This window comes from Solwaraspora sp. WMMA2059 (genome assembly GCF_027497315.1).
In the GTDB taxonomy this organism is placed as follows: domain Bacteria; phylum Actinomycetota; class Actinomycetes; order Mycobacteriales; family Micromonosporaceae; genus Micromonospora_E.
Map to the genome: position 1 here is coordinate 3,609,313 of NZ_CP114908.1, position 22,663 is coordinate 3,631,975.

At 71.9% G+C, this 22,663-nt stretch carries 13 protein-coding genes; 5 read left to right on the forward strand and 8 right to left on the reverse strand.

All coding sequences use genetic code 11. The annotated features are described in order from the left end of the window. Window positions 1–10 precede the first annotated feature (10 nt). The 7 genes from O7553_RS16395 to O7553_RS16425 form a co-directional block, all read right to left on the reverse strand. Complete coding sequence (locus tag O7553_RS16395) at window positions 11–808, reverse strand: hypothetical protein (RefSeq protein ID WP_348650066.1); 798 nt, start codon at window positions 806–808, stop codon at window positions 11–13. A gap of 124 nt (window positions 809–932) precedes the next feature. Beyond that, window positions 933–1,403 (reverse strand): SAV_6107 family HEPN domain-containing protein, encoded by a 471-nt coding sequence (locus O7553_RS16400; protein WP_281550622.1) that lies wholly within the window; start codon window positions 1,401–1,403, stop codon window positions 933–935. A 519-nt stretch (window positions 1,404–1,922) separates the two neighbouring features. Next, a complete protein-coding gene (locus O7553_RS16405) occupies window positions 1,923–2,543 on the reverse strand; it encodes a C39 family peptidase (protein WP_281550623.1) in 621 nt (206 codons plus the stop codon). Window positions 2,544–2,985: 442 nt separating this feature from the next. Next, window positions 2,986–3,831 carry a hypothetical protein gene (locus O7553_RS16410; protein ID WP_281550624.1) on the reverse strand — a complete coding sequence of 282 codons (846 nt, stop codon included), beginning with the start codon at window positions 3,829–3,831 and terminating at the stop codon, window positions 2,986–2,988. A gap of 157 nt (window positions 3,832–3,988) precedes the next feature. Further along, window positions 3,989–7,411, reverse strand: a complete 3,423-nt coding sequence (locus tag O7553_RS16415; protein WP_281550625.1) for a hypothetical protein — start codon at window positions 7,409–7,411, stop codon at window positions 3,989–3,991. A gap of 125 nt (window positions 7,412–7,536) precedes the next feature. Beyond that, entirely contained in the window at window positions 7,537–8,814 is a 1,278-nt protein-coding gene (locus tag O7553_RS16420) for a restriction endonuclease (protein ID WP_281550626.1), read from the reverse strand. Next, on the reverse strand, window positions 8,811–11,078 hold the full coding sequence (locus tag O7553_RS16425; protein WP_281550627.1) for an AAA family ATPase: 2,268 nt from the start codon (window positions 11,076–11,078) through the stop codon (window positions 8,811–8,813). Before O7553_RS16425 ends, O7553_RS16420 begins: the two co-directional genes overlap by 4 nt. Window positions 11,079–11,537: 459 nt before the next feature. Between O7553_RS16425 and O7553_RS16430 the strand changes: the two genes are divergently transcribed. From O7553_RS16430 to O7553_RS16450, 5 genes are read left to right on the forward strand one after another with little or no spacing between them, the layout of a single operon-like run. Beyond that, window positions 11,538–13,175, forward strand: coding sequence for a hypothetical protein (locus O7553_RS16430; protein ID WP_281550628.1), 1,638 nt, complete (start codon window positions 11,538–11,540; stop codon window positions 13,173–13,175). Beyond that, window positions 13,175–15,541 (forward strand): RAMP superfamily CRISPR-associated protein, encoded by a 2,367-nt coding sequence (locus tag O7553_RS16435; RefSeq protein WP_281550629.1) that lies wholly within the window; start codon window positions 13,175–13,177, stop codon window positions 15,539–15,541. The genes O7553_RS16430 and O7553_RS16435 overlap by 1 nt, the downstream gene beginning before the upstream one ends. Further along, a complete protein-coding gene (locus O7553_RS16440; RefSeq protein ID WP_281550630.1) occupies window positions 15,538–17,172 on the forward strand; it encodes an RAMP superfamily CRISPR-associated protein in 1,635 nt (544 codons plus the stop codon). Before O7553_RS16435 ends, O7553_RS16440 begins: the two co-directional genes overlap by 4 nt. After that, window positions 17,169–17,738, forward strand: coding sequence for a CRISPR-associated protein Csx19 (gene csx19 / locus O7553_RS16445; RefSeq protein WP_281550631.1), 570 nt, complete (start codon window positions 17,169–17,171; stop codon window positions 17,736–17,738). The genes O7553_RS16440 and csx19 overlap by 4 nt, the downstream gene beginning before the upstream one ends. Next, on the forward strand, window positions 17,731–20,280 hold the full coding sequence (locus O7553_RS16450) for an RAMP superfamily CRISPR-associated protein (protein WP_281550632.1): 2,550 nt from the start codon (window positions 17,731–17,733) through the stop codon (window positions 20,278–20,280). Before csx19 ends, O7553_RS16450 begins: the two co-directional genes overlap by 8 nt. A gap of 64 nt (window positions 20,281–20,344) precedes the next feature. Here O7553_RS16450 and O7553_RS16455 read toward each other — a convergent pair whose 3' ends face one another. Beyond that, window positions 20,345–22,657, reverse strand: coding sequence for a hypothetical protein (locus tag O7553_RS16455; protein ID WP_281550633.1), 2,313 nt, complete (start codon window positions 22,655–22,657; stop codon window positions 20,345–20,347). Window positions 22,658–22,663: the final 6 nt, after the last annotated feature.

Here is a 22,663-nt window from a genome sequence, read left to right on the forward strand (position 1 = left end):
TCAGTGCGGCTCATCGCCGCTGCACCAGGGTCAGCTCGGCACGGCGGGTCCGGCGGGTGAGGCCGCCGGCCGGCGCGGCGGCTGCCGGGGTGGGTGGGCCACCGGGCAGCCAGATCCGGATCTCCCGGGGCCGGGTCAGCGCTCCCCGGCCCCGGGCGGAGACGACCATTTCCCGACGGCGTAGCCGGCCCCGGCCCGGCCCGAGCCCTTCCCAGCGGCCGTTCACCACCTGCAGGGTTACGTCGGGGGCGTCCCACCGGCCGCAGGGCACCAGCACGCAGCCCCGCTGCCGGGCCCGGGCGGCGAGCCTGCCGGTCACCTGCGCTGTCACGGCGGCGGGGGCGGCGACCACCACCACGTCCACCCCGTCGATCAGCGCGGCGACCACCGCCGGCCAGTCCGGTCCGGGGTTGGGCACCAGGGCCAGCCGGTCCAGGGCGATGCCCAGCTCGGCTGCGGCGGTGACACCCAGCGCCGGCACTCCGACGACGGCGCACCACAGCCCGGCCCGGGACGCCTCGGCGAGCAGGGCCAGCAGCAGCGAGGTCGCGCCGAGCCGGGCCGACCGGTGGGGCAGCACGTTGACGGTGGAGCCGCGGCGCAGCCCTCGCCCGGGGAGCAGGCCGGTGAGCATGGTCGGGACGGGAAGCACCCGGTCGATGCCGCCCGCCCCGGGCAGGCCGGTCGGGTCCGGCGTACCGGCCGTCGCCGCTGATCCGGCGCCGCCAGCGAACGCACTGGCCGGGCGGACCAGGCCGGCAGCGACGGCGGACAACGCCGCCGTGCCGGCCACCATTCGCCCCGCCATCCTGCTTCTCTCCCCCCGGGTGTTCCGCTTACATGGTGTTTGGTGGTGGTGTGCGCGCGTGATCGCCGCCGGCACCACGAGTGCCGGCGGCAACAACAAAGTCACGCCTGCGTGGGTTGGTCGGTCAGGCAGCGGCCAGGCCGTCGAGAGCCGGGTCGAGCGCCGGTTGGTGGGCCAGCCCGAGGGTGTCCTCGACCAGGGAGACGAACTGCCCGGCGGAGCGCAGCAGGTCATCGGCTTCCCGGGCGGTGACCACCCGGGGGATGCCGGCTTCGGCGGCGGCCCGTTTGCTGGCACCGGCGGCGAAGAAGGTGGCCCACTCGGCCATCTCGGGAGCGACCATCATCAGCAGGGCCCAGACACTGGTGACCCGGTTGCGGCGGGTCGGTGCGGGCCGGGCGCGGGCGGCGAGCATCGCGGCGGCGGCGCGCAGGGCTGCCAGGTGGGCCGCCGCGTACCGCAGCCCGTCGGGGCGGGTGTTGCCCGCTTCGGTCAGCCCGTGCCGGGCGAGGACGAGCAACTGGGCCGGGGTGCGGTTGGGCAGCAGGTGCGCCGGCACCGTGGGTGCCTGGGCCGGTGCCGAAGTGGTCGGCATGGATCCTCCTCCGCGCGTTTCACCTGTTCGGGTGCCCGCCCACGGAGGAAGACGTCGGCGGGGCGTCGTCGGTGCGGATGCGGATGCTTCCCCACACCGCATCCGCACCGACGATGCTGGCGGGGTCCGCTGCCCGCCGCCCGGGGGTCGGGGGCGGCGGGCAGCGGTCCTGCCTGGTGGCGCTGGACCCGCGAAAGTCCAGTGCCGGGGCGTGCGGCTCGCGGCGCCGCACTGCCGGGACTCGCGCCGCGAATCGCTCCTCCCGGCGGCCAGTACGGGTGTCGACTCCGGTGGTGCCGTTGCTGACCGGCGGACCCAACCAGCAGAGCTACCTGTTATCGAACACCCGTTCTAACCTCTGCTTCAGAGTACACCCTGCCACCGACGAAAATGCAACGTCAGGCACGCCGAACGCCGCTGGCCGGGTCCCGGCGTACGGGACCCGGCCAGCGGACCGGTCAAGCAACCTCATCGGGTTCGACCTGGGCAGAGCTCAGGGACGTGGCTCAGGGACGTGGCTCAGGCGGAGTAGCCGCGCTTGGCGGTCCAGTCAGCCAGCACATCGAGGCCCATCCAGTACTCCTGGCCCTCGAAGTACGGGTCAGCGATCTTCACCGTGTCACCACCATCGCGGTAACCCGTCACCGTCAGGTAGTGCCCACCCTCGTACGAATGCGCCACCCCGTCGACGTCCGACGCCGTGCCCATGATGTTCGCCACCACGGCCCGGTCGTCGTCCACGGCCTCACGCACATCCGCCTTCAGCTTCGCCACATGCTCCGGCTTCGCCGCGGCCGCACCGATCGACACCGTCTCGTACTCGTCACCACCGGTCACCTCGTTGAGTACCCGGGTCGTCTCCTCAGCCGAATCGGTACCGGCCTCGGTCGTCCCCAACTTCTCCGCCACCTCATCCTGCGACGGAGCATGACCCTGCGCCGTCAACGCGATCCGCGTCGCCACCGGCCCGCAGTAGTAGAAGTTCGGCTGCGCCTCGTACTGCACCGCCACCTCACGCGCACCGCCGTCGGCGGCACCCGGACCAGCGGCCTGCGCCGCCACCGCAGGAGCGGCCACCACACCACCAGCGGTCAGCAGACCAGCAACCGACAGAGCAGACTTACGGAAGATCGTGTTCATAACAGAATCTCCGTTCCGAGGGGAATGAACCAGACACCAGACCACACCGGGTCGATGACCGGTCACGAACGGGACAGAACAGAACACGCACAGGAAAGTCGAACTCAAACGACGCGCTCCGACCCGCGCACACCCGCCGGCCAGGCGGGGGGCGGTCTCACCGGCGCACCGGATACAACCACCCGAGGATGCCCGGCATTCCGCACCCGGCGGGGCCGCAGACCCGGCCGCACCCGCACCGGGCGACAGACCAGGCGGACCAGGCGGATCAGGCCCGGCAGATCAGCCCGGCCACTCGCCTACTCGGTCCAACGCCAGGATCCAACGCCGCCCGGCCGGCCGATGTTCCGCCAGAGCCCGGATGCCTCGCCACCTGCCCGCCGCGCCGCACCGAACCGCGCAGACAGGCCTAACCGCGCAAACGGGACGCCGCCGACCCTGGTCAGTCGCCCGGCCTCTTCCACAGCACGTACTCCAGTTGCAGCGGGCCCTGCTCGCCGTCGACCGACGTGCGCTGGGTGAGCGTGCCGTACCGCCCGTCGCTGGTCCGGATGCAGTAGACCGGGAACAGCCGCCGCCACCGGTTGCCGCTGAACATGCCCTGGACGACCTCCTCGTCGTTCCAGGCCGAGTCGGGCAGTGACGAGCAGCCGCCGAGGGTGGGCGTACCTTCGTCCCAGTCTGCGGCCTGTGCGCCGTTACGCAGGGCGGCCTGGCCGCCGGTAAGCGAGCTCCAGGTGCCGGCGGACCGGGGCTCCACCAGATCCACCGCCGCGGCGAACTCCGGATCCTGCTCCGGGTCGCCGAACCGCCCGGTGTCCAGGTCGTAGTGCAGGTCGTCACCGTCGAAGACGAGCCGGTCACCGGCGTACACCGGTTCGCTGTCCAGCGCGTCGGTGATCACGAGCGTGGAGTCGACGGTCGGGTCGGCGGTGATGGTGATCCGGTTCTGTTCGATCTCGGTGACGAACCGCCCGTCCATGTCGATCCGCAGCTTGCGGGTGGTGTCGATCCGGAAGACACTCACCCGCTGCGTACCGTCGATCGTCTGGTTGATCAACAGGTAGGTGGCGTCCTGGTCGGCCGCCTGCTCGCGGGCCGCCTCCTCGGTGGCGTAGATGCCGACTTCGGCGACGATCCGGTACGGCGCCGGCAGCGCCGCCACCGATTCCTTGGCGATCTCGACGACGATCGGCATGATCGCCTCCTCGAAGGCGGCCATCCGTTCGTCGTCGCCGCAGCCGGCGACGGCCGTCACCGTGACGGCGGCCGCGACGAGCCCGGCCACCGCCCGGACCCACCGGCCCGACCCGATACCTCCGTACGGCCGCGACCGCCCCGTTCGCTGCACGCTTACCCCCCGTCTCCCGAACACCTGACCGGCACCGACCTGCCGGTTGCCGATCATGGTGCGGCAGCCGGGCAAGGTCAACGCCCGGTCGGGCTCAGCCGGACGCCATCGCGATGTCGAGGGCCGCCGACCGGACGTCGGGCACCGGGTGGCGGCGCAGCCGGTGCAGCGGCGACCGCCACGGCGGCGACCAGCCGTACCGGTCACCGGCGCGGACCAGCGCCACCGCGAACAGCCCGCCGGCCAGGTCGCCCCGCTCAGCGAGCGCCCCGACGACGGCGACCAGCACCGCCGGCTCCCAGCTGCCCTCGGCGCGGCGGACCTGGTCGGTCAGCGTCTCGGCGAGCCGGCCAGCCAGCACCGGACGGTCGGCGACCAGGTCGGCGAGCGCGGTCAACTCGGCCGCGACCGGGGTCGCGGTCGGTGCGGCCAGCGGCACCAGGTGGGTGAGCAGCCGAGCCGCCTGCGGGGTCAAATCAGCAAAACCGGCGAGGGTACGCGCGGCGGCCCGCACCGCCGTCCGGTCGGTTTCCGGGTCGGCGTCGCGGCACCAGCGCACCGCCGCGTCGACGACCCGGTCGAGGCGGCGGTGGGCCGGCCGGTCCCACGCCGGGTCACCCGGCCGGTCGTCGGCCCGGTCCAGCCGGGCCAGCGCGGCCACCGCGGCCACCAGCGGCGACCGGTCGACCGCCGGCGGTGACCCGTCAGCTGCCACTGCCACTGCCGCCGCCGATTCGTCGAGCAGCCGGATCACCACCCGCATCGCCGACGCCCACCGGTGCGGGTCGTCCAGGTCGGTCAGGGCGGCGACGGTCAATTCGGTCAGCTCGGGCGCCCAGCGGGCCCAGGCCGGCAACGCCGCCCAGGCCAGCCGGGCCGCTTCCGGGTCCGGGTTGCTGGCGGCGGCCACGACCAGGGCGGCGTACCGGGGGCGGTCCGGCTCGGCGATGGTCGACGGCGGTGCGTCCAGCAGCGCCGACACCTCAGCCCGCGACGGCGCCGCCGAATCGGGCCGGCCGACACCAGCCGCCCCGGCCAGGATCGCCCAGCTGGCCGGCACGTCGGGCCGCTGCCGGGCGGCGGCGACCGCGGCGGCCCGCACGTCGGGGTGCTGGTCCACCCGCTGGTACGCTGCGGTGACCACGTCGAACGCCTCCGGCGGGCCGAACCGGGCGAGCAGCCGCAGCGCCTGCTTGCGGCTGGTCACCTTGCCGGCGCCGAGGGCGACGTCGGTCAGCATGGCGACCAGTGTCGACGGTGCGACGAGCCGGGCGGTACGGCCGGCCGCGTAGACGGCGACCCGGGCCCGGTCGTCGTCGACGTGCCGCAGCAGCACCGGCAGCGCCTCGTCCGGCCGGTCGGTCCAGGCCAGCGCGGCCAGCGCCGCCTCGGCCAGGGTGACGTCCGCCGCGTCGAGGTACCGGGCGACGACCGCCCAGCCGGCACCGGGCACCGGGGCGGCGCAGCTGATTGCCCGTACCCGATGGTGTTTGGCCATGCTCCGGTCGGCGGCGATCGACGCCAGCAGGTCGGCGTACGCCTGCTGGTGGCGGGGCAGCCACCGGGCGACCCGGTGCGCCGGGCCGGGCACCCAGCGGGCACCGGCGGACAGGAACTTGCCGGTCCGCTTACCGGGCGGCGTGGTGAACACCTCGTCGAGCAGGTCGGTGCGACGGGTGCAGATCGCCTGCCACACCTCGTGGATCTCCACCGTGGACACATCGACGGCGAGTACCTCGCCGACCCGGTCGGCCCGGGTCGTCGGGTCGGCCAGCCACAGCGTCACCGCCCGGCGGAACACCGCCGACACCACGCCGGGGTGGATCGCCCGGCGCAGCAGCCGCTGCAGGTGCGGCAGCCGCCAGGCGCGCCGGCCCAGCGACCAGGCGACGGCGAACAGCGGCTCGAACCGGTCCCGGGCCGCCGCGCCCTCAATCCACGGTGCGATCCGGTCGAACAGGTCGCGCTCCTGGCCTCGGCGCAGCACCTGGTCGAGCCGGCCGAGGAAGGGCAGTTGCTGGCCGTCGTACAGGGTGTCGAAGGTCTGCATCGCCCAGCCGACCAGCGCCGGGTCCGCCGCGTGCCGGCGCAGCACCTGGCCGGCCAGCCCGCCGATCGCGGTCAGACTGGCCGACGAGGTGTCCCGGGCGGCCACCGCCTGGGTGACGACGTCGGTCAGCGCCGGCACCGTCGCCGGGGTGAGCAGGCCGACGACCTGCGACAACGCGGTGAACGCGCGGGCCCGTACCGGGTCCTGGTCGTTGCGCAGCCGGCGCAGCTGCTCGACGACGGCGGCGACGGCCGCCGGGTCGCCGCTGCGGCCGGCGGCGGCCAGCAGCAGCGCGTAGCCGGTGCCCCGGGCGGTGGCGTCCGCGCGCCGGGCCGCCGCGACCAGCGCCGACTCCGCCTCGGCCCAGGGCAGGAACGCGGTGTACGTCAGCGTCCAGTCCTCGCTGGCCCGGACCCGGTCCAGGTCGAGTATCCGGCGGACCTCCCGGTGCTGCCAGTGGCGGGGCAGCACGGTCAACAGTTGCTCCGACAGCAGCACGTCGGCGGTGTCCACGTCGGCCGTCACCGCGTCGTACAGCTCGCCCCGACGGGCCGGGGCCAGCGCGGCGAGCAGCCGGGCGAAGGCACGGTCGGTGCCGCGCAGCCGTACCCCGAGCGGCACCAGGTCGGTCAGGTCGGCGTCGCGCAGCCGGTACAGCAGGCCGGACGGCAGCTGCTGGCGGCGCAGCCAGCCGGCCCGGGCCGGGGCGGTGAGCAGCCGCAGGGTCCGCGCCGGATCCGCGCCGGTCAGTACGCCGTACGCGGTCGTCGCGCCGGGCAGGCTGGTCGTCGGGGCGTACCGCTCCAGCAGGTCGAACACCCGCGTCGGATGCCGCTGCGCGGTGTGCAGCACGGCGCGGCCCCACTCGGACCACCAGGTGTCGCGGGCGGCGCGGGACCGGGCGGCGAGTTGCGTCTGCGCGAAGTCGAGCAGCACGGTGGGGTGCCGGCGGGCCAGCGCGGCGCCGTTGACGACGGCGTACGACAGCTCTGGCAGCAGCCGGGCGACGGTGTCCGCGCCGCAGGCGGGCAGCAGGACCGCGGCTTCGCCGTCACCGAACCGGGCGCGGACCGGGTCGATCAGCGCGTCGGCGAGGTCGGCGCGGCGGGCCGCGCGCAGCGTCCGGTACGCGGCGCGCCGCAGGTCGGCCGGGGCGTCGTGCAGCAGCGCCGCCACCTCGTCGGGGTCGGCCCAGCCGGAGCGCAGGTACGCGGTGACCGCGACCGCCCGCAGCCGGCGGTCCGGGTCGCTGAAGCCGGCCCGCACCGTCGCCTGGTCGCCGACGATCACCGCCATGGTGAGCCCGAGGAACCGCTGGTGGGCGTCGCCGCCGGTCAGGTCGGCGAGTACGGCGGGCAGGTCTCCGGTGGCGGCCAGCCGGCGGGCGTGCCCGGCCAGGGCGGACATCCGGGCGTGGTGGGTCAGCGGGTCGAGGGCAGCGAGCAGTTCGGCGGTGGAGTGCGGCACCGGATGATCGTCTCAGCCGCCAGCAACCGGATATCCGCTCCTCCGTCGCGCGCAAGTGATCCACTGCGGTTGTTCAGACAGTGGTTCGGCGTGTCGCGTCGATCAGCCGAAGTGGATCAAAGCGGCTATCCGGCCGGCTCGGCGACGGCCGTGCCGAGGGCGTGAATCCGCTGACGGATCTCGGCAATCGGCGCGGACAGGTCGACCGGGTGCACGTCGACCCGGATTCCGGCACCGGTCAGCTGGTAGCTGCCGGAGGTCGGACCGCCGGCGGCGTACACCAGATGGCCGCAGCTCAGCCCGTACGTCGTGCAGTACGCCAGCATCTGGTACATGTCGCTGTTCGGCGGACGGCCCGGCCCGGCGGTCTCACCGGGTTTGCCCCACTCTGTCGACTTGTACTTGGCGTCCACGACAGCCCGGCACGACGACCCGTCCCACCAGGTGATGTCGGGTCGCAGCCCGATCCGCCGCCCGGTGTCCAGGTGCGACTGGTGCTGGGCGCGCAGCCGGCCGCCGTACCGGGACTCGATGCTGTCGCGCAGCATGGCGGTGAGCCAGCTTTCGAAGACCGCGTTGAGGTCGAAGACGAAGCCGGTGGCGGCGAACGGGCCTGGCGGCTGTTCGACGCTGTTGCCGGCCAGGATCAGCCGGGCCAGCCGCAGCGCCGGCTGGTAGCGGGCGGTGAGCCGGTCGACGCGGGTGGTCGGCAACGCCGCTCCGGCGGGCAGGTCCGCGCCGGCCGGCAGCGGGGTCACGTCGGCAAGCGCGGCGACGATCCGGTGCAGGGCGTGCCGGGTCACCGCCGGTACGCCAGGCAGCCGCTGTAGCCGGTGGGCAGCTGCCAGCAGGATCCGGTTCTCGGTGATGTCGACCGTGTAGTCGTCGTAGCGGACCTCCAGCGGCGGGGCGAAACCGAGCCGACGGCGGACCTGGTCGGCCTCCCGGATCCGGCCCCGCAGCACCGGCAACGCCTCCTCGCGTACCTGGTAGCCCTGCAGCACCCCGGCGGCGAACGCGGCGGAACAGGCGGCGGTGAAGGCGACCGCCATGGCCGGCACCAGGTCGGTCTCCTCGGCCAGCCCGACCGACTCGTCGCGCCAGCCACGCTGGTCGTCGGCGTACCCGAGCAGCCACATCAGCCGACCGATCGGCAGCTTCGGGCGTACCCGGACCTCGACGGCCGGCTCGGATCCGGCCTGACCCGCGCCCGACCGGCCCGCGCCCGCCTGACCCGCGTGGACGCGGACCACGCCGACGCGGGAGCCGGCTCGCAGCCGCAGCCGACCGTCCAGGGTGGCCGAGACCCGGACCAGGCCGGTGGCGGCCAAGGCCTCGGCCACGGCCTTCGGCACCGGGTCGTAGTCGCGGGTCTGGTGTTCACCCAGGCTGAGCAGCCTCACTGGGGTTCGTCCCCGGTCTCCTCGACCGGCTCCGGCGGCTCGACCGCCGTCAGGGTCGCCGCCGAGGTGCCGCCGTCGGCGAGCGCCTTCCACAACACGTCCAGGCCGTAGCGGGCGCGCACGTCGACGCCGTCGCCGACGTGGCGCTCCTCCAGCAGCGGCAGGATCGCGGTCTTCCAGATCCGGGCCAGACCGTCGGCGGTAGCGGCCCGTGACGTCATCAGGTACGACGGGCCGACAGCGGCGTCGCGGTCGCCGATCCGGCGGTTCAGCTCGTCGAGCAGGTCGGCCCGGTTGGCCGGCAACTGTTGGTCGTCGAGCCAGCGGCGCAGCATGTCGACCAGCGGCGGCTCGCCGGGGAACAGCGACTGGAAGTAAAACCGGCGGCGCATCGCCGCGTCGACCAGGGCGATCGACCGGTCGGCGGTGTTCATCGTGCCGATCAGGTAGACGTTCGGCGGCAGGTCGAAGTCGTCGCCGGGCGAGTACTGCAGGGCGATGTTGCGGTCGCGGTATTCGAGCAGGAAGTACAGCTCGCCGAAGACCTTCGCCAGGTTGGCGCGGTTGATCTCGTCGATGATCAGGATGTACGGCTGCGCCGGGTCGGCGCGGGCGTCCTCGACGAGCTGCTTGAACGGGCCGGGTTCGAGGGAGAAGCCGACGCCGTTACCGTCGTCGGCCGGCCGGGGGCGGTAGCCCTCGAAAAAGTCCTCGTACGCGTACGACGGGTGGAACTGCACCAGCCGGTACGCGTTGTCGGCCTCGCCGGTGAGGAAGCGGGCGAGTTCCTGTGCCAGGTACGTCTTGCCGGTGCCGGGCGGCCCGTACAACACGATCTGTTTCTTCTCCCGCAGCAGGTCGACGGTCTCGGCCAGCCACTCCCGGTCGATGAACAGCCGTTCGGCGAGTGCAGTGGTCGGCTCCGGCAGCTCGGCCGCCAGGTCGGCCAAGTCGGCCACGTCCTCGCCGTCGAGGTCGGCGGACCCGCCGTCGGCGTCGTCGCCCTCGCCGATGCCGGCGAGGGCGGCGAACTCGGCGGTGTGCATGCCGAGGCCTGCGACGCTGAGGTACCCGGCGAGTTTGCTGCGGGCGGCGTCGGACAGTTCGTCGCGGTCGGCCGGTGCGGCCGGGTTGGCCCATCGCACGGCACGGCGCAGATTGGACAGGTCATCGGTGGACGCGACCCGGGTGACCGGGCCGGTCACCTCACCGATGTAGAGGCCACGCCGGTCACCGGCGACAACGATGTCCCCTTCGCTCATCTGGTTGTGGAACCGGTCAAGGACACCGGCCATTATGGCCCGCTGCATCGGAGTCAGGTCCGGTGCGGCTTGCCGCAGCTGTTCGACAATCTGGGCCCTGGAGCCGGCGATCTCACCGTCGAGCCGTTCAGTGAAGCCGATGGAGCAGAATCCGTCGGCGAGCCAGTCGTCGAGCAGGTTGCGGCCGTGCACCCGGGCACTGCGGACCAGCCAGCCACGTTGTCCGGTGGTGGCGGCCGCCACCGCTGACGGCAGCCAGCGGTCCGCCCATGGCGGGTGGTAGAAGTGCACCGTCTGGTCGGGTGACTCGGCGTTGAGGGTGTCACGGATCGCCACCAGGTCACGCTCGACGTCACCGGTCGGAGTGGTGAGCCGGTGGGTGAAGGCGGCGACGATCAGCTTCTTGTGCTTGTTCGACGCGATGTCCGGGAAGACATCCGGGAATGCCAGGTTGAGCAGCAGGTTCCGCTGGCTGTACGCGGCGTTGATCGGCACGCCGTCGAGGATTTCGCGGAACTTCCACGGATCGTCGAGTGCGCGGCGTTGTTCGTCGCGCGGCAACGCCTTCCACGCCTGGAGCACCCGGACCAGCCAGGCGATCTGCCGGTCCCGCTGAGTCAGGTAGGCCACGCCGGCTTTGACCCGCCCGTGGTCGAGCACCGCGTCGAGATCGGCCGGGATCCGCACCGGTTCCGGCAGCAGCGTCAACGCAGCCCCGATCACCTTGCGTTTGACGGTCCCGCCCAGGTCGCGGGGCAGCAGCAGATGCAGGTAGATCAGCTCGGCCATCAGCTGGATTGCGGTCGCCGGTACGCCGTCGAGCTGCCCGCGCAGCTTCCTGGTGAAACTGCCGGTGCCGGCGTCCGGCCGCTGCACGAAATACTTCTCCAGCAGGTCGGCCGACTCAGCTGTCCAGACCGGACGACCAGGAGTAAATGCCGAGTCGTCGGCGGCAAGGCCCGCTTCGATGATCCGCCGGGCGGCGGCGTAGACGTCTACCACGGCCGTGCACGCTACGACATCGCCGAGGGCCGGGTATCCACGGTGTCGGTCGCGTCTGGCGCCGAACGACCGAGGCTACGCCGAGACCAGACAGCTGAATCTGGCCAACCTTCCAAGCACACCAGCCCTTTGCCTCGGCACAGATCAAATACCATCGACCCACACGGTTGCCCGTACCGGATTGAAACCTGCTTGGCTTCACTTCCGTGTTCGGAATGAGAGCAACAGCTCGGCCGGACATGGTCAAGGCTCCGCGCGACGTGAAGTGTCTGAAATTTGCCCGGCGAACCAGCTGTGTCCACCGCACTCCATCGGATAGGTTTGCCGGCTGCCCTCTGTGCAGCGCGCGCTCCGCCACCGACGTCTCCACGTTGTACGACCGAGACGCCGGTGGTCTGGCGACGGAGCCCGCCTTGCCGCGCGCCGTCCGACAAGGACACGCAAGACGAAGGGATGTGGATGAGCAGCGAATCTCCAGCGAGCAGCAGAAGCCGGCACTGGGTGGTGATAGAGACCGGCGCCAATCAGGCGTACGTGTTCGCCAGCAACAAACAGGCGGTGAACGTCGGGGCCAGCGAATTGATCTTCCGGAGCGGCACCGAGTGGGTGAAGACCGCCGTTGACAAGATCAACGAAGAGCACACCGAACCCGTCGTCGAGATCGTGGTGGCCGCCTCCGGCAAAGCGCTGCTGCTTGCCGACGACGAGGACGCCGGCAGGGCGGTCATCCGGGCGGTGACCCGCCGTGCCCTCGACGAGGCACCGGGCCTGGAAATCTGGGGGACCGTGGATCCGACGTCGGTCACCGAAGACAAGCTGGGGAAAGGACTCCTCCGGGCGTACCAGTTGCAGGCGGCGTGGCGCAGCCGGCGTCCGTCGCCACTGCTGCGGCACCCGACGTTGCCGTTCACCCGGCCCTGCCACTACTCAGGTCAGCCGTCGACCGCTTTCGGTTACGAAGGCACCAGGCCGTACTCGAGATCAGCCAGGGTTGATGCCGCGTGGCAGCAGCGCGACGCGGGCCGCCAGCGGATGGCGAGTCGGCTCGGCGAGGAAGCGGTGGTCAGCGCCAGTCAACTGGCGGACGGCGTGAGCAACGCCGGCTGGGTCGCGGTGATGCACGCCGACGGCAACGGCATCGGCGCCATTTTCCAGAAGCTGGCCCAAGAACCCGGTCCGGAGTTCCTCGACAACCTGCGGGCCTTCAGCGCAGCCCTCGACGAGGTGACGCTGGAAGCGCTGAAGCAGGCGGTCGCCGCCCAGCAGGGCCGCGACAACTGGCTACTGCCCCTGGTGGTCGGCGGAGACGACGTGACCGTGGTGATGGACGCCCGGCCGGCGTTCGACGTGACCGCGACCTTCGTCGAACAATTCGCGAAGATCGCCGCCGGCCATCCGGTCGTCCAAAAGGTCCTGGCCGGCGGCAAGCATCCGGGTCTGACCGCCTGCGCCGGGATCGCGTACGTCAAGCCGCACTACCCGTTCAGCCAGGCGTACAAGTTGGCCGAGGATCTGTGCACCTCAGCCAAGCAGATCAAACGGATCGACGATCGCTGCGGCGCGCTGGACTTCCATGTCCTGCATGACTCCGTCGGGCAGCGTCTGGAGCAGATCCGCACGCCGCTGACCGTGCCAGATGGCGCTCGTGCCTTGTCGCGGTTGTGGCCAGGCCCGGTCGTGATCGGTACGCCACAGGCCGGCAGCTGGGCGGCGGCCCACGATGTCGCCCTGCTGCGGAGCGCCGTCGATGAGTTGAGCAAGGCAAGCGAGGACGATCCGCCGGTGCTGCCCCGCAGCGCCCTGCACCGGCTGCGGCAGGCGCTGCTCACAGGACGCGCCGAAGTCGAGCGGGCACGCGACCAGGTCGCCGTCTGGGCACCCGACCCGGCGACGGCGCGACCGTTCCTCGATGCGCACCTGTTGGTGCACGAGCCGGCCGAGGAGTCCTCGCCAGACGGCGAGCGACAGCAGGTGCGGTTCAGCAGGCTCCTCGGCGCGGTCGACCTGATCGACATGGCCACCGGCACCGCGCCACACGCCAACCGCGAAGCCGGCCGTACCGGCGGGCAGCCGCCACGACAGGAGGCGTTGCGCTGATGGCCGACATCGATCAGCTGACGGGTAGCACCGGGCTGCGCAACGAGCAGCCGTTCACCGTCGAGGTGGAGTTTCTCAGCGACTGGGCCTGCGGCACCGGCACCGGGCGGCACGGCGCGGTCGACCGCGAAGTGCAGCGGGACGCCGATGGGCTGCCGATGCTGCGGGGCAAGGCACTCGCGGCGATGCTGCGCGACACGGCGGAAACCGTCGCGGCCGGACTGGATGAGGGCACCACCGGCACCTGGCACGCCTGGGTCGAGGCGGTCTTCGGCAGCCAGCCGGGCGCGTCGTCCCGGCAGCAGCTCGACGCCGGTCCGCAGCCTCGCACCATGCCGGTGCCGGCGACGCTGCAGGCCCGGCCGTTGCGTCTCGCCGCACCGGTACGGGAGGCGATCGCGGCGCTCGACGAGCGCAACCAGGCACTGGCCCGGGAGGCGGCCGTACTGCTGCGCCCCGGGGTGGCGATCGACACCGACCGGCACACCGCTGCCGACGACACGTTCCGCATCGAGGAGCGGGCGGCGGTCGGGCTGACCGTCACCGCCAACTGGCAGCTGGTCTTCCCCGGTCTCGCCGCCGACGATGCGGTGCCGTGGGAGGCAGAGCTGCTGCTGCGGGCGGCCGCCCGCCTCGTCGACGCGGTCGGCGGCAAGCGGCGCCGGGGCGCCGGGCGCTGCCGGGTCACCGTCGCTGGGGACAGGGCCAGCGTTGACGGCCACGCCGGTCCCCGCCTGGCCGCCCTGCTCGACCAGGTGGACCAGGCGAAAGAGCCGACTGCGGCGATCCTGGCAGGCACCAGCGCTGACCCGGCCGGCACCACGCTCGGTGCCCGGGCGACCGAGCAGCTCAGACACCGCCACGATCTGCGGATCACCGCGCTCACTCCGCTGCTGGTCGCCCGTGGGGTGATCGGCAACATGGTGCTGACCGACAAGTACGTGCCGGGCACGTCACTGCTGCCGATGGTGGCGAAGGCACTCGGCAGGCGCGCCACCGAGCTGATCACCGGCGGCCAGGTGGTGGTCACCAACGCCACCATCGAGGTCAACGGCGAACGGACACTGCCTCGACCTCGCGCCCTGCACCACGACAAGGACGCCCGGCCGCGCCGGCCCGGCGACCCACAGACACTGGTCAACATTTTCCAACCACGTGACGACGACGGCCGACGCCTACGCACGGATGACGACTTCTGTGTCCGCGCCGGCGCCGAAGGCATCCACCTCGCGCAAGTCGACCTGGTGACGCAGGCCCACGCCGTTGTCGACGACGGCACGCAGCGGCCCACCGAGGACTCCGGAGGGTTGTTCGTCTACCAGGCGATCGCCGCCGGCACCGTGCTGCGCTGTGAGCTGTGGCTCCCGGCCGACGCGGCGCTGGATGTCGACTGGCTGGACGGCGAGCACGGGATCGGCCGGTCCCGCAAGGACGACTACGGCCACGTCAAGGTCGACGTCCTCGACCCGGGCACACCACGACTGGCTGCCCGGGGCGAGATCCGTACCGACCAGCAGCTCGTCGTCTGGTTGTTGTCGGACCTGCTGCTACGCGGTCCGGCCGGCGAACCACTGGCTGACGCGACCGCGCTGGCGGCTGCCCTGAGCACGGAGCTGGGTGTCGAGTTGAGACTGCCCGATCCGGCTCCCGGGCAGCCACCGGTGGAGCTGGCCACCGTCAGACGGGTCGAGTCGTGGCAGCAGCGCTGGTCGATGCCCCGACCGTCGCTGACCGGCCTGGCTGGCGGCAGCGTCTTCCGGTTCGACATGACCGGAGTGCCCGACGAGTCAGCGTTGTGCCGGGTCGAGGCGGCTGGGATCGGTGAGCGGACCGCCGAGGGCTACGGCCGGTTGGCGCTGCAGCCACAATTGCTCGACCAAGCGCTGATCGAGGTGGTCAAAGCCGGCAGCTGCGACGTCGTCGGCGAGTTGTTGCACCGTGGCTGGCACCGGGAGCTGCATCGCGCCGCGGCGGTCCGGGCAGCCAGCGCCGAGGTACGCAAGGAATTCGTGCCGCCACGGGCAACCGCGGCGCAGCTCGGCACGCTGCGGACCCTCGCCGACCGGGTCGCCGAGGACGGCGGCCCGGAGCAGATCCGAGGCTGGGTCGCGGCGACCCGCCGCAACCGGTCACGCAAGGAGATCTGGGGTGGCGACCGGCTCGACCGGCTGACAAAGCTCGTGTCCGGTGCGGAGGCGCTCTGGTCGTACCTGGGGGTCCGGCCGCCCAGCGGGATCCCCGACGAACTGCACCGGCAGGCAGTCGGCTGGCTGCTCGCCGAAGTGGTGCGGGCCGAAGCCGAGCAGCGCCGCAACCGACCAGCGGACAGTCCGGAGGTCAACAACGACGAGGAGGCGCCGGCATGAGCCGCCCGGTAACCAGCAGATGGGAACTGACCGGCACCCTCGTCGCCCAGGCACCGGTGCACATCGGTGGTCTCGACGCCGGGCCGGCACAGCTGGTCCAGGCCCGCGACGGAGCGGGCCGGCCGCTGCTGCCCGGCACCGCACTGGCCGGCGTGATCCGTTCGACGCTGCGGGCCGCAGGCGCGCCTGACTACCTGTTGTGGGGGTTGGCGCCGAAACCCGACGGCACCGGCGGGGCGGCTTCCCGGGTGCGGATCGATGACGCCCCCGCCGTCGGCAAGCCCCAGGTCGAGCTACGCGACCACGTGTCGATCGACCGGGTGCACGGGGTGGCGGCCAAGGGGCACCTGTTCAGCCGGGAGGTGCTGCCCGCCGGCACCCGGTTCGAGTTCCGGATGGTCGTCGATGCCCCGACCGACGACTCCACCAGCAAGGCGGAGAAACTCGCCCGCACCGTCGCGGCCCGGCTGTGCGGGCCGGGGATCAGCGTCGGGGCAGCCACCACGCGGGGACTCGGCCTGGTCCGGCTGGAGGACGCCGTACTGCGGGTATCGGATCTGGCCACCCGGGCCGGCATGCTCGCCGCGCTGTGCAGCGGGGGTCAGAAGGTCGATCTGGCGGAGTCCGATCCCGAGGCGGTGCCGCCTGGGACGTTGCGGATCAGCGTGCCCTGGCGCCCGCACGGTCCACTCGCCGTGCAGGTCAGCGCCGACGGGGATGTGGTCAGTGCGTTTCCGCTGACCGGACGCAACGGTGACCGCACCCATCTGGAGCTGCCCGGCAGCTCGATCAAGGGAGTGTTGCGCAGTCACGCTGAGCGGATCACCCGTACGGTGACCGGCGCCACCGCTCCGAAGAAGTTCCTGGACCAGATGCGGGCCGACGGGCTCGGGCCGGTGGCGGCGCTGTTCGGCACCGCCGCCGCCCGTGACAGCAAGGACCGTGACCTGCCGGCCGGGCGGCGGGGTGCCCTGCAGGTAGCCACCTGCGTCAGCAACGCCGCCCTGCCGACAGCCCAATGGGACGCGGTACGCCTGCTGCAGCGACGCCTCGACGAGACCGTTCACCAGAACGCGCACGGCCCCGACGGCGGCAACCCACCGGAGCGCACGACCGATCAGGTACGAGCCGCGCTGGGCACACTGCAGCGCGCGGTCGACGAACTGAACGCTACGGTCGACGGAATCCAGTTCACCATCGCTCATCACGTGGCAGTGGACCGCTGGACCGGCGGGGCCGCCGACGCGCTGCTGTTCGCGACCTTGGAGCCGCATGCCACCACGGTTGACGCGTGGCAGCCGATCACGCTCGACCTGGCGGTGGACCAACTCGACCAGGATCCGACGACGACCAGCGCACGCGCCGACGACGACCGACGGGCAGCACTGGCGTTGCTGCTGCTGGTTCTGCGGGACCTGTGCGACGGCTGGCTCGGCTTCGGCCACGGCACCACGCGCGGCGCCGGCGGGGTGCGGGTCGACCCGAACAGGGTGCGGTTCCAGGCCGACGCCCGCTCCGGCTGGTGTCGGAGACTCGACGGCCGCTCCCTCGCCGAGGTGCTGGCCGACGACGAGGTGACCAAGCCACTGATGACGGCGTGGCTGGCGGCAACGACAGGAGGGCAAGCGTGAGTACCGTCGCGCGCCATCAGAAGGTCCAGGGCCACGGGCCGGTGGGTCAGGCACTGCAGAGCTTCGCTCACGACACCGGGCCGGGGATCGGGTTCTGCTACCGGCCGGCCGACGTCCGCTGGTTCCGGTTCGACGCCGACGGGGTGCCCACCGGCCCCGACGGAGCCGCACTCGATCTGACCGGGGTGTTCGAGCTGCGGGCGTTCACCACCGACACCGAGTTGCGCTGGCGGAACACCTCGGCCGGAACCGGCACGGCGGTGCAGGTCAGCGACGGCGCTACCGGCCAACGGCCGCGGCACGAGCGGCTGCTGTGGGGAGTAGCGGTCGATCCGCAGCCCGCAACAGGCTGGGTCGCGCTGCACGACGCCCGAATCGGCGTGCTCGACGTCCCGGTCGGCGGCTCGAAACCCACCCACGGCCACCTCGTGTGGCTGCAGGTCGTCGAGTACCTCGAAGAGGACAGACACGGCAACGTCGCCGTGATCGACGAACGGCTGGTCGGGCTGGTCGCCCGTCCGCACCCCAACAGCGAGGCAACCGAGGAGGCAAAGCCCGATGAGTGATCAGCACCGGCCGGTCGGCCCTATCGACGCGGCCGGCCCGGCCGAGTTGAAGGACGCCAAGGGGCACTTCCTCAACCCGTACGGCTTCGTGTCCATCCCGGACCGCGACGCCCTGCCAGCAGAGCTGGCCGACGGGCCGCCGGCCGGCCACGACAGGTACGACCCGGACCGGTGGACCGGCACGATTCGAGTCCGGGTCACCGCCCGTACCCCGATGTTGATCCCGGACCATGGACGGCGCGCGGCCGACGACACCGCGACCAACGCGCCGCTGCCGGTACGGGTCGACCACGCCGGCCGGCCGGTGCTGGCCGGCTCGGCGGTCAAGGGTGCGCTGCGGTCGGCGTACGAGGCGGTCACCAACTCACGGTTCGGCGTGTTCACCGGCCACGACCAGCAGTTGGCCATCCGGGCCACCACCGACCATGCCCAGCGGTTGCGACCCGCCGTAGTGACAGAGGTCAACGGGGACGGCAGCGCCACGCTGCAGGTGGTCGATGCACTGGATCCGAAGGACTGGCAGGGCGGTCCGCTGAAAAAGCCCGTGCAGACGGCGGTGTGGGCGCCCATGGACCTGCCCTGCGAGTGCGTCGGCGGCTGCAGCGGCAAGGTCGGTCATGCGGTCACGGGCTCGCAGGAATCGACGCGTAGCCCCGAGATGGAGGCGTGGATCTACTTCGCTCTACTCGGCCCGTATCCGCTGTGGCGAGTCGCGGTCTATGCCCGGCCCGGCGAGCTGTGCGACGAGTCGGTGGCGGACCAGCGCCGTGTCGCCGACCGCCAGGACGAACAGGCCCGGGCGATAGAACGGGCGCGGAAGGCTCAGGCGAGGGGAAAGAAGAACAACACGGGACTGACCGTCACCAACCATCCGTTGGTGCGGGTCCGGGGGCGGCTACATGTCACCGGCAGCACATTCCCGGCCGGCGAAGGGCGCAAAAGGTTCGAACGGTTCGTTGTCACGCAGGTCAAAGAGGGTCCGGCCACGCCGGGACTGTCGGCCCCGACCGTCGGCAAGGCCCTGGTCGACGGCTGGCGAGCGGTAATCGATTCCTACGAGCGCGCCCACGAGACGGAAAGCAGCCTGAAAGTCCGCTACGGCAGCTACGTGTGGGACGCGAAGCGGTGGCGGACGCTGCAGGTCGGTGACACGCTGTACGTGGAACTCGACTCCGACGGAAAGCCGGTCGGGCTGTATCCGGCGATGATCGGGCGTAAGCCGTTTCCCGGCTCGCCGGTAGTCAGCCTCCCCGGGCGGCACCGACCGGCCGACAAGCGCAACCTGCTGTCCCCGGCGGACCGGGTGTTCGGTTGGGTACGCCAAGGCGAGGACGACTCACGGGTCGCACATCGGGGGCACCTGAGGGTGCTGCCGCCCGACGGCGACGGGGTGCCTAGCAAGGACAGGGTTCATCGGCTCATCCGCCCACTGGAGCTGGTCGTGCTCAACGGGCCGAAACCGTCGCAGTTCCTGTTCTATCTCGGCGACCGTAACGGGGCTCCGCTGGAGGCTCCGGATCGGCGCGCTGAACAAGGCTACCCGGCCGCCGCCGACACTCGCCGGTTGCGGGGCCGGAAGACCTATCTGACCCACGCCGAAGTGGTTGACGGCGAGCCGGGCGCGGCGGACTACTGGACGCCGCCGGCTCAGCCGCCCCGGCCGGCGACACCGAACGGTCCCGCACCGCCGAAGCCAAGACCGGTGACGGTCGGCGGGCGGACCCGCTTCCGGGAGTACGCTCGCCCACCTGTCGACCGCAACGCCAGAGACAACACCGAGATCACCACGTCGGTGTCGCACTGGGTGAAGCCGGGGACCACGTTCGCGCTCACCCTTCAGGTCGACAATCTGACCGGCACCGAGCTGGGGGCGTTGCTGTGGCTGCTGTCGCTACCGGACGGCGCCTGCCTCAAGCTGGGGTTGGGCAAGCCGTTGGGCTTCGGCGCGGTACGGGTCGAAGTCGACTGGGACGACACCCGGCTGTTCACCGGCGATCGGCTGCTGGACCGCTACCGCATACTGTCGCTGTCACCGCCGCCCGCTGACGCGGACCTGAGCGCGGCCCGCCAACTCGTCGCCAGCTACGACGACGTGCTGCGCGAGCATCTGACCGATGTGCGGGAGGAGTTCCTCAACGCCGCGTACGGGTTCGTCGGCGCTCCGGTGCACTACCCGCGCAAAGCGGACGGCTCGCCGGCGGGTGTGCCGGCCACCCCGCGCAACACCACCTACGACTGGTGGGTGGCCAACGACAAGATCGGCAACGAGGCCGGAAAGGAATACGGGCGACGGCTGTCGCTGCGTGAGCTGTCCGACCCTGGCTCGTTGCCGCTGCCGTACGACCCGACCGGCATCCGGCCGGGGAAACCGAAGGGCAGCCAGCCAGGCGCGTCTACCGGCAGCCGACCAGGCGGAGCCTGGCCGGGTGAGCCGCAGGACGATCCTCCGCGTCCCAGACGCCGCAAGATGGGTGGCCGCCGAGGCCAGGGCGGCAACGGCCATCGGTACGACGACCGCGGCCGGGGCGACGGACGCCGGTGAACAGGCTGTCGGGCTCCGGTGGAGGTCCCGCTACCGGAGCCCGGCAGCCGGCCAGGCGGACGGGTCAGGTGTCGCGCAGTCGGCGTACGTCGTCGCGTAACTCGGCGAGCACGTCGGCCAGCCGGGGGCCGCCGCAGACTCGGTCGCCGAACGTGTCACGGGCGGTGTTGGCCATCGCGGTGAGCAGCCCGCTGACGGTGTGCTGCGCTCCCCCGGTGTTGTGCAGGATCAGGTCGTCGAGGGCGCGGGCGTCGAACGGCCCGTGCCCATGGGTGACCGGCAACTGGTTGCGGGTGTCGAACATCCATGTCAGCTCGTCGCGGATCTTCGTCTTGGTCTGTGCGTGGTTGTCCGCTGAGCGTTCGGCGCAGGCGCATGCGCCGATGATCGCCCGCATCCCGGTTGCCGGGTCCTTGTCGATGCCGGGCAGCGTGGCCCACACCTCGATCCGTTCGGCGACCATCCGGACGGCGCGATCCTCGGCGTCCACGGTGGTCATCGGCCAGTCCTCCGACTCGCCGGCATGGCGCAACGCTTCTGACAGACGCAGCGCCTTGTCACTCAACTGTTTGCCGGTGGCGAGGGTGCCGAGCAGCCGGGCGGCGGTGTCGAGTTCCGCGACGTCCAGGGCATGGCTGGCGGCGGTGAGGATGGCCAGGTCGGTGCCGAAGCGCAGCGGCAGCCGGTGGGTGCCGGCGGCGAGCACATTCTGGTTCTGGGTGACGAGTTGGCGCAGGAACAGCGGGATTCCCCGTACGGCGGCGATCTGTTGCCCGGCGTCGAGCAGGGTCAGCACATGCTCCTTCGGCCCGGTCGGGATCAGCACGATCGCCCCGGTGTCCGGGCCGACGTGCTGGCTCAGCAGCTCGACCGCGGCCTGCTTGGTGAACGCGGCCGGGTCGTCGGGGTCGAGCCCGACGGCAGCGACCGAAGCGGTGACGACGGTGTGTCCAGCGGCGCGCAGCTGCTCGCCGACCCGCTGCGCGTGGGTGAACGTCCCGGAGGCGGTGCCGAGGATGATCATTTTCACCGGTACCTCGACCGGACCGCCGAGGTAGGTCTGGACGTCTTTCTCGATCCGCCGCCACCGGTTCTGTTGGACAGCATCGGCGATCTCCTCGACGACGTAGTCACCGCCTTTGCTGTCCGGCCAGCCGAGGATGGTGAGGTAGCAGACGGTGTCGCCGGGCACCAGGGGCAGCGGCCCGAGTCCGGACGGGGTGGGCAGGTCGGCCGCCGGGGCGGTGTCGTGTTCGGCGAGGTGCCGGCGCAGGGCGTCGAGCATCGCCGGCTGCGGCGGCGCGAGTTCGTGGGAGCTGTCCTTGCCCATCTCGTTGAGCTGCCGCACGATCGGCGAGAGGAGCCACTCGCCGCTGGCGGTGCGCTTCGCGTCGAGCACGGCGGAGTCCTGATGCTCCCGGTCGATCGTGCCTATCAACTTGCCGAGGGTGGCGATCCGTCGCCCGTTGCGCTGCTGCGCCCAGTGGAGCAGGTCGAGCGTGCTGCCGTCGTGTTCCCGCAGCTCCTGGTAGCGGTGGACGATGTAGGCGCGGACGGCGAAGCCGCTGCTGCCGTCGCCACGCATCAACGCGGCGGCCATCACGGCCCGCATCCGGTCGGCGTTCGGCACGACGTACGCCTGCCCGAAGTGATCAGCCTCCGCGTCCACGACCCGCCGCTGCTCAACCGTCAGACTCAGCTGACCCGCATCGGCGAGAGCCCGCAGCAGATCGTGGTAACGCCACCGACGCAGCAACGGCACCACCGGGTCGACCGGCAACCCGACCGTCGGGTCGTAGACGGCGTGCCGGGGCGCCACGGTCGGCCCGATCCGGATCAACGACCACGGCAGCCCGGAGCTGATGACGGCGTCGAGCGCGCCGAGGATGACCTGGGTGGAGCCGCTGCCCCATACCGTGTAGACCCGCCCCGCAGTGGAGTCGGCGCGGCTGCGCAGGAAGCGGGTGACACCGCACGCGATGTCGGGTTCGGTGACGCTCACGCCGTGGACGATGGTGACGGCGGTGACCGGTACGCCGTACAGGTCGGGTTGGCGGTTGAGGGCGTGCGCGATGACGTCGGCGATCGGCGCGACGACCGGGGTGCACAGGAGCACCAGGTGGATGGTGGTGGTGCCGGTATCGGCCGGCAGAGCGCCCAGTGCGGCGGCGAGCGGCGCGACCTGGCCGGTGGTCTGTTCGGGGGTGCGCAGCAGCAGGATCTGCCGGGTGTGGGTGTCGTCGTCGGGCCGCTGTTCGAGCCGGGCGAGGAGGTCGCCGGCGTCGGCCTGCCCGGCCGACAGGCGGGCGCGGCCCGCCGGTGCGCCGAGGTCGGAGTTTCCGACGGCGTGGAGCAGGTAGGTGACGTGTCGGGTCACGTTCGT

Bases quoted from the DNA above. Each gene is read 5' to 3' on its own strand.
- O7553_RS16395 (WP_348650066.1), bottom strand. From the start codon at position 808: ATGGCGGGGCGAATGGTGGCCGGCACGGCGGCGTTGTCCGCCGTCGCT.
- O7553_RS16400 (WP_281550622.1), bottom strand. From the start codon at position 1,403: ATGCCGACCACTTCGGCACCGGCCCAGGCACCCACGGTGCCGGCGCAC.
- O7553_RS16405 (WP_281550623.1), bottom strand. From the start codon at position 2,543: ATGAACACGATCTTCCGTAAGTCTGCTCTGTCGGTTGCTGGTCTGCTG.
- O7553_RS16430 (WP_281550628.1), top strand. From the start codon at position 11,538: ATGAGCAGCGAATCTCCAGCGAGCAGCAGAAGCCGGCACTGGGTGGTG.
- O7553_RS16435 (WP_281550629.1), top strand. From the start codon at position 13,175: ATGGCCGACATCGATCAGCTGACGGGTAGCACCGGGCTGCGCAACGAG.
- O7553_RS16440 (WP_281550630.1), top strand. From the start codon at position 15,538: ATGAGCCGCCCGGTAACCAGCAGATGGGAACTGACCGGCACCCTCGTC.
- O7553_RS16450 (WP_281550632.1), top strand. From the start codon at position 17,731: ATGAGTGATCAGCACCGGCCGGTCGGCCCTATCGACGCGGCCGGCCCG.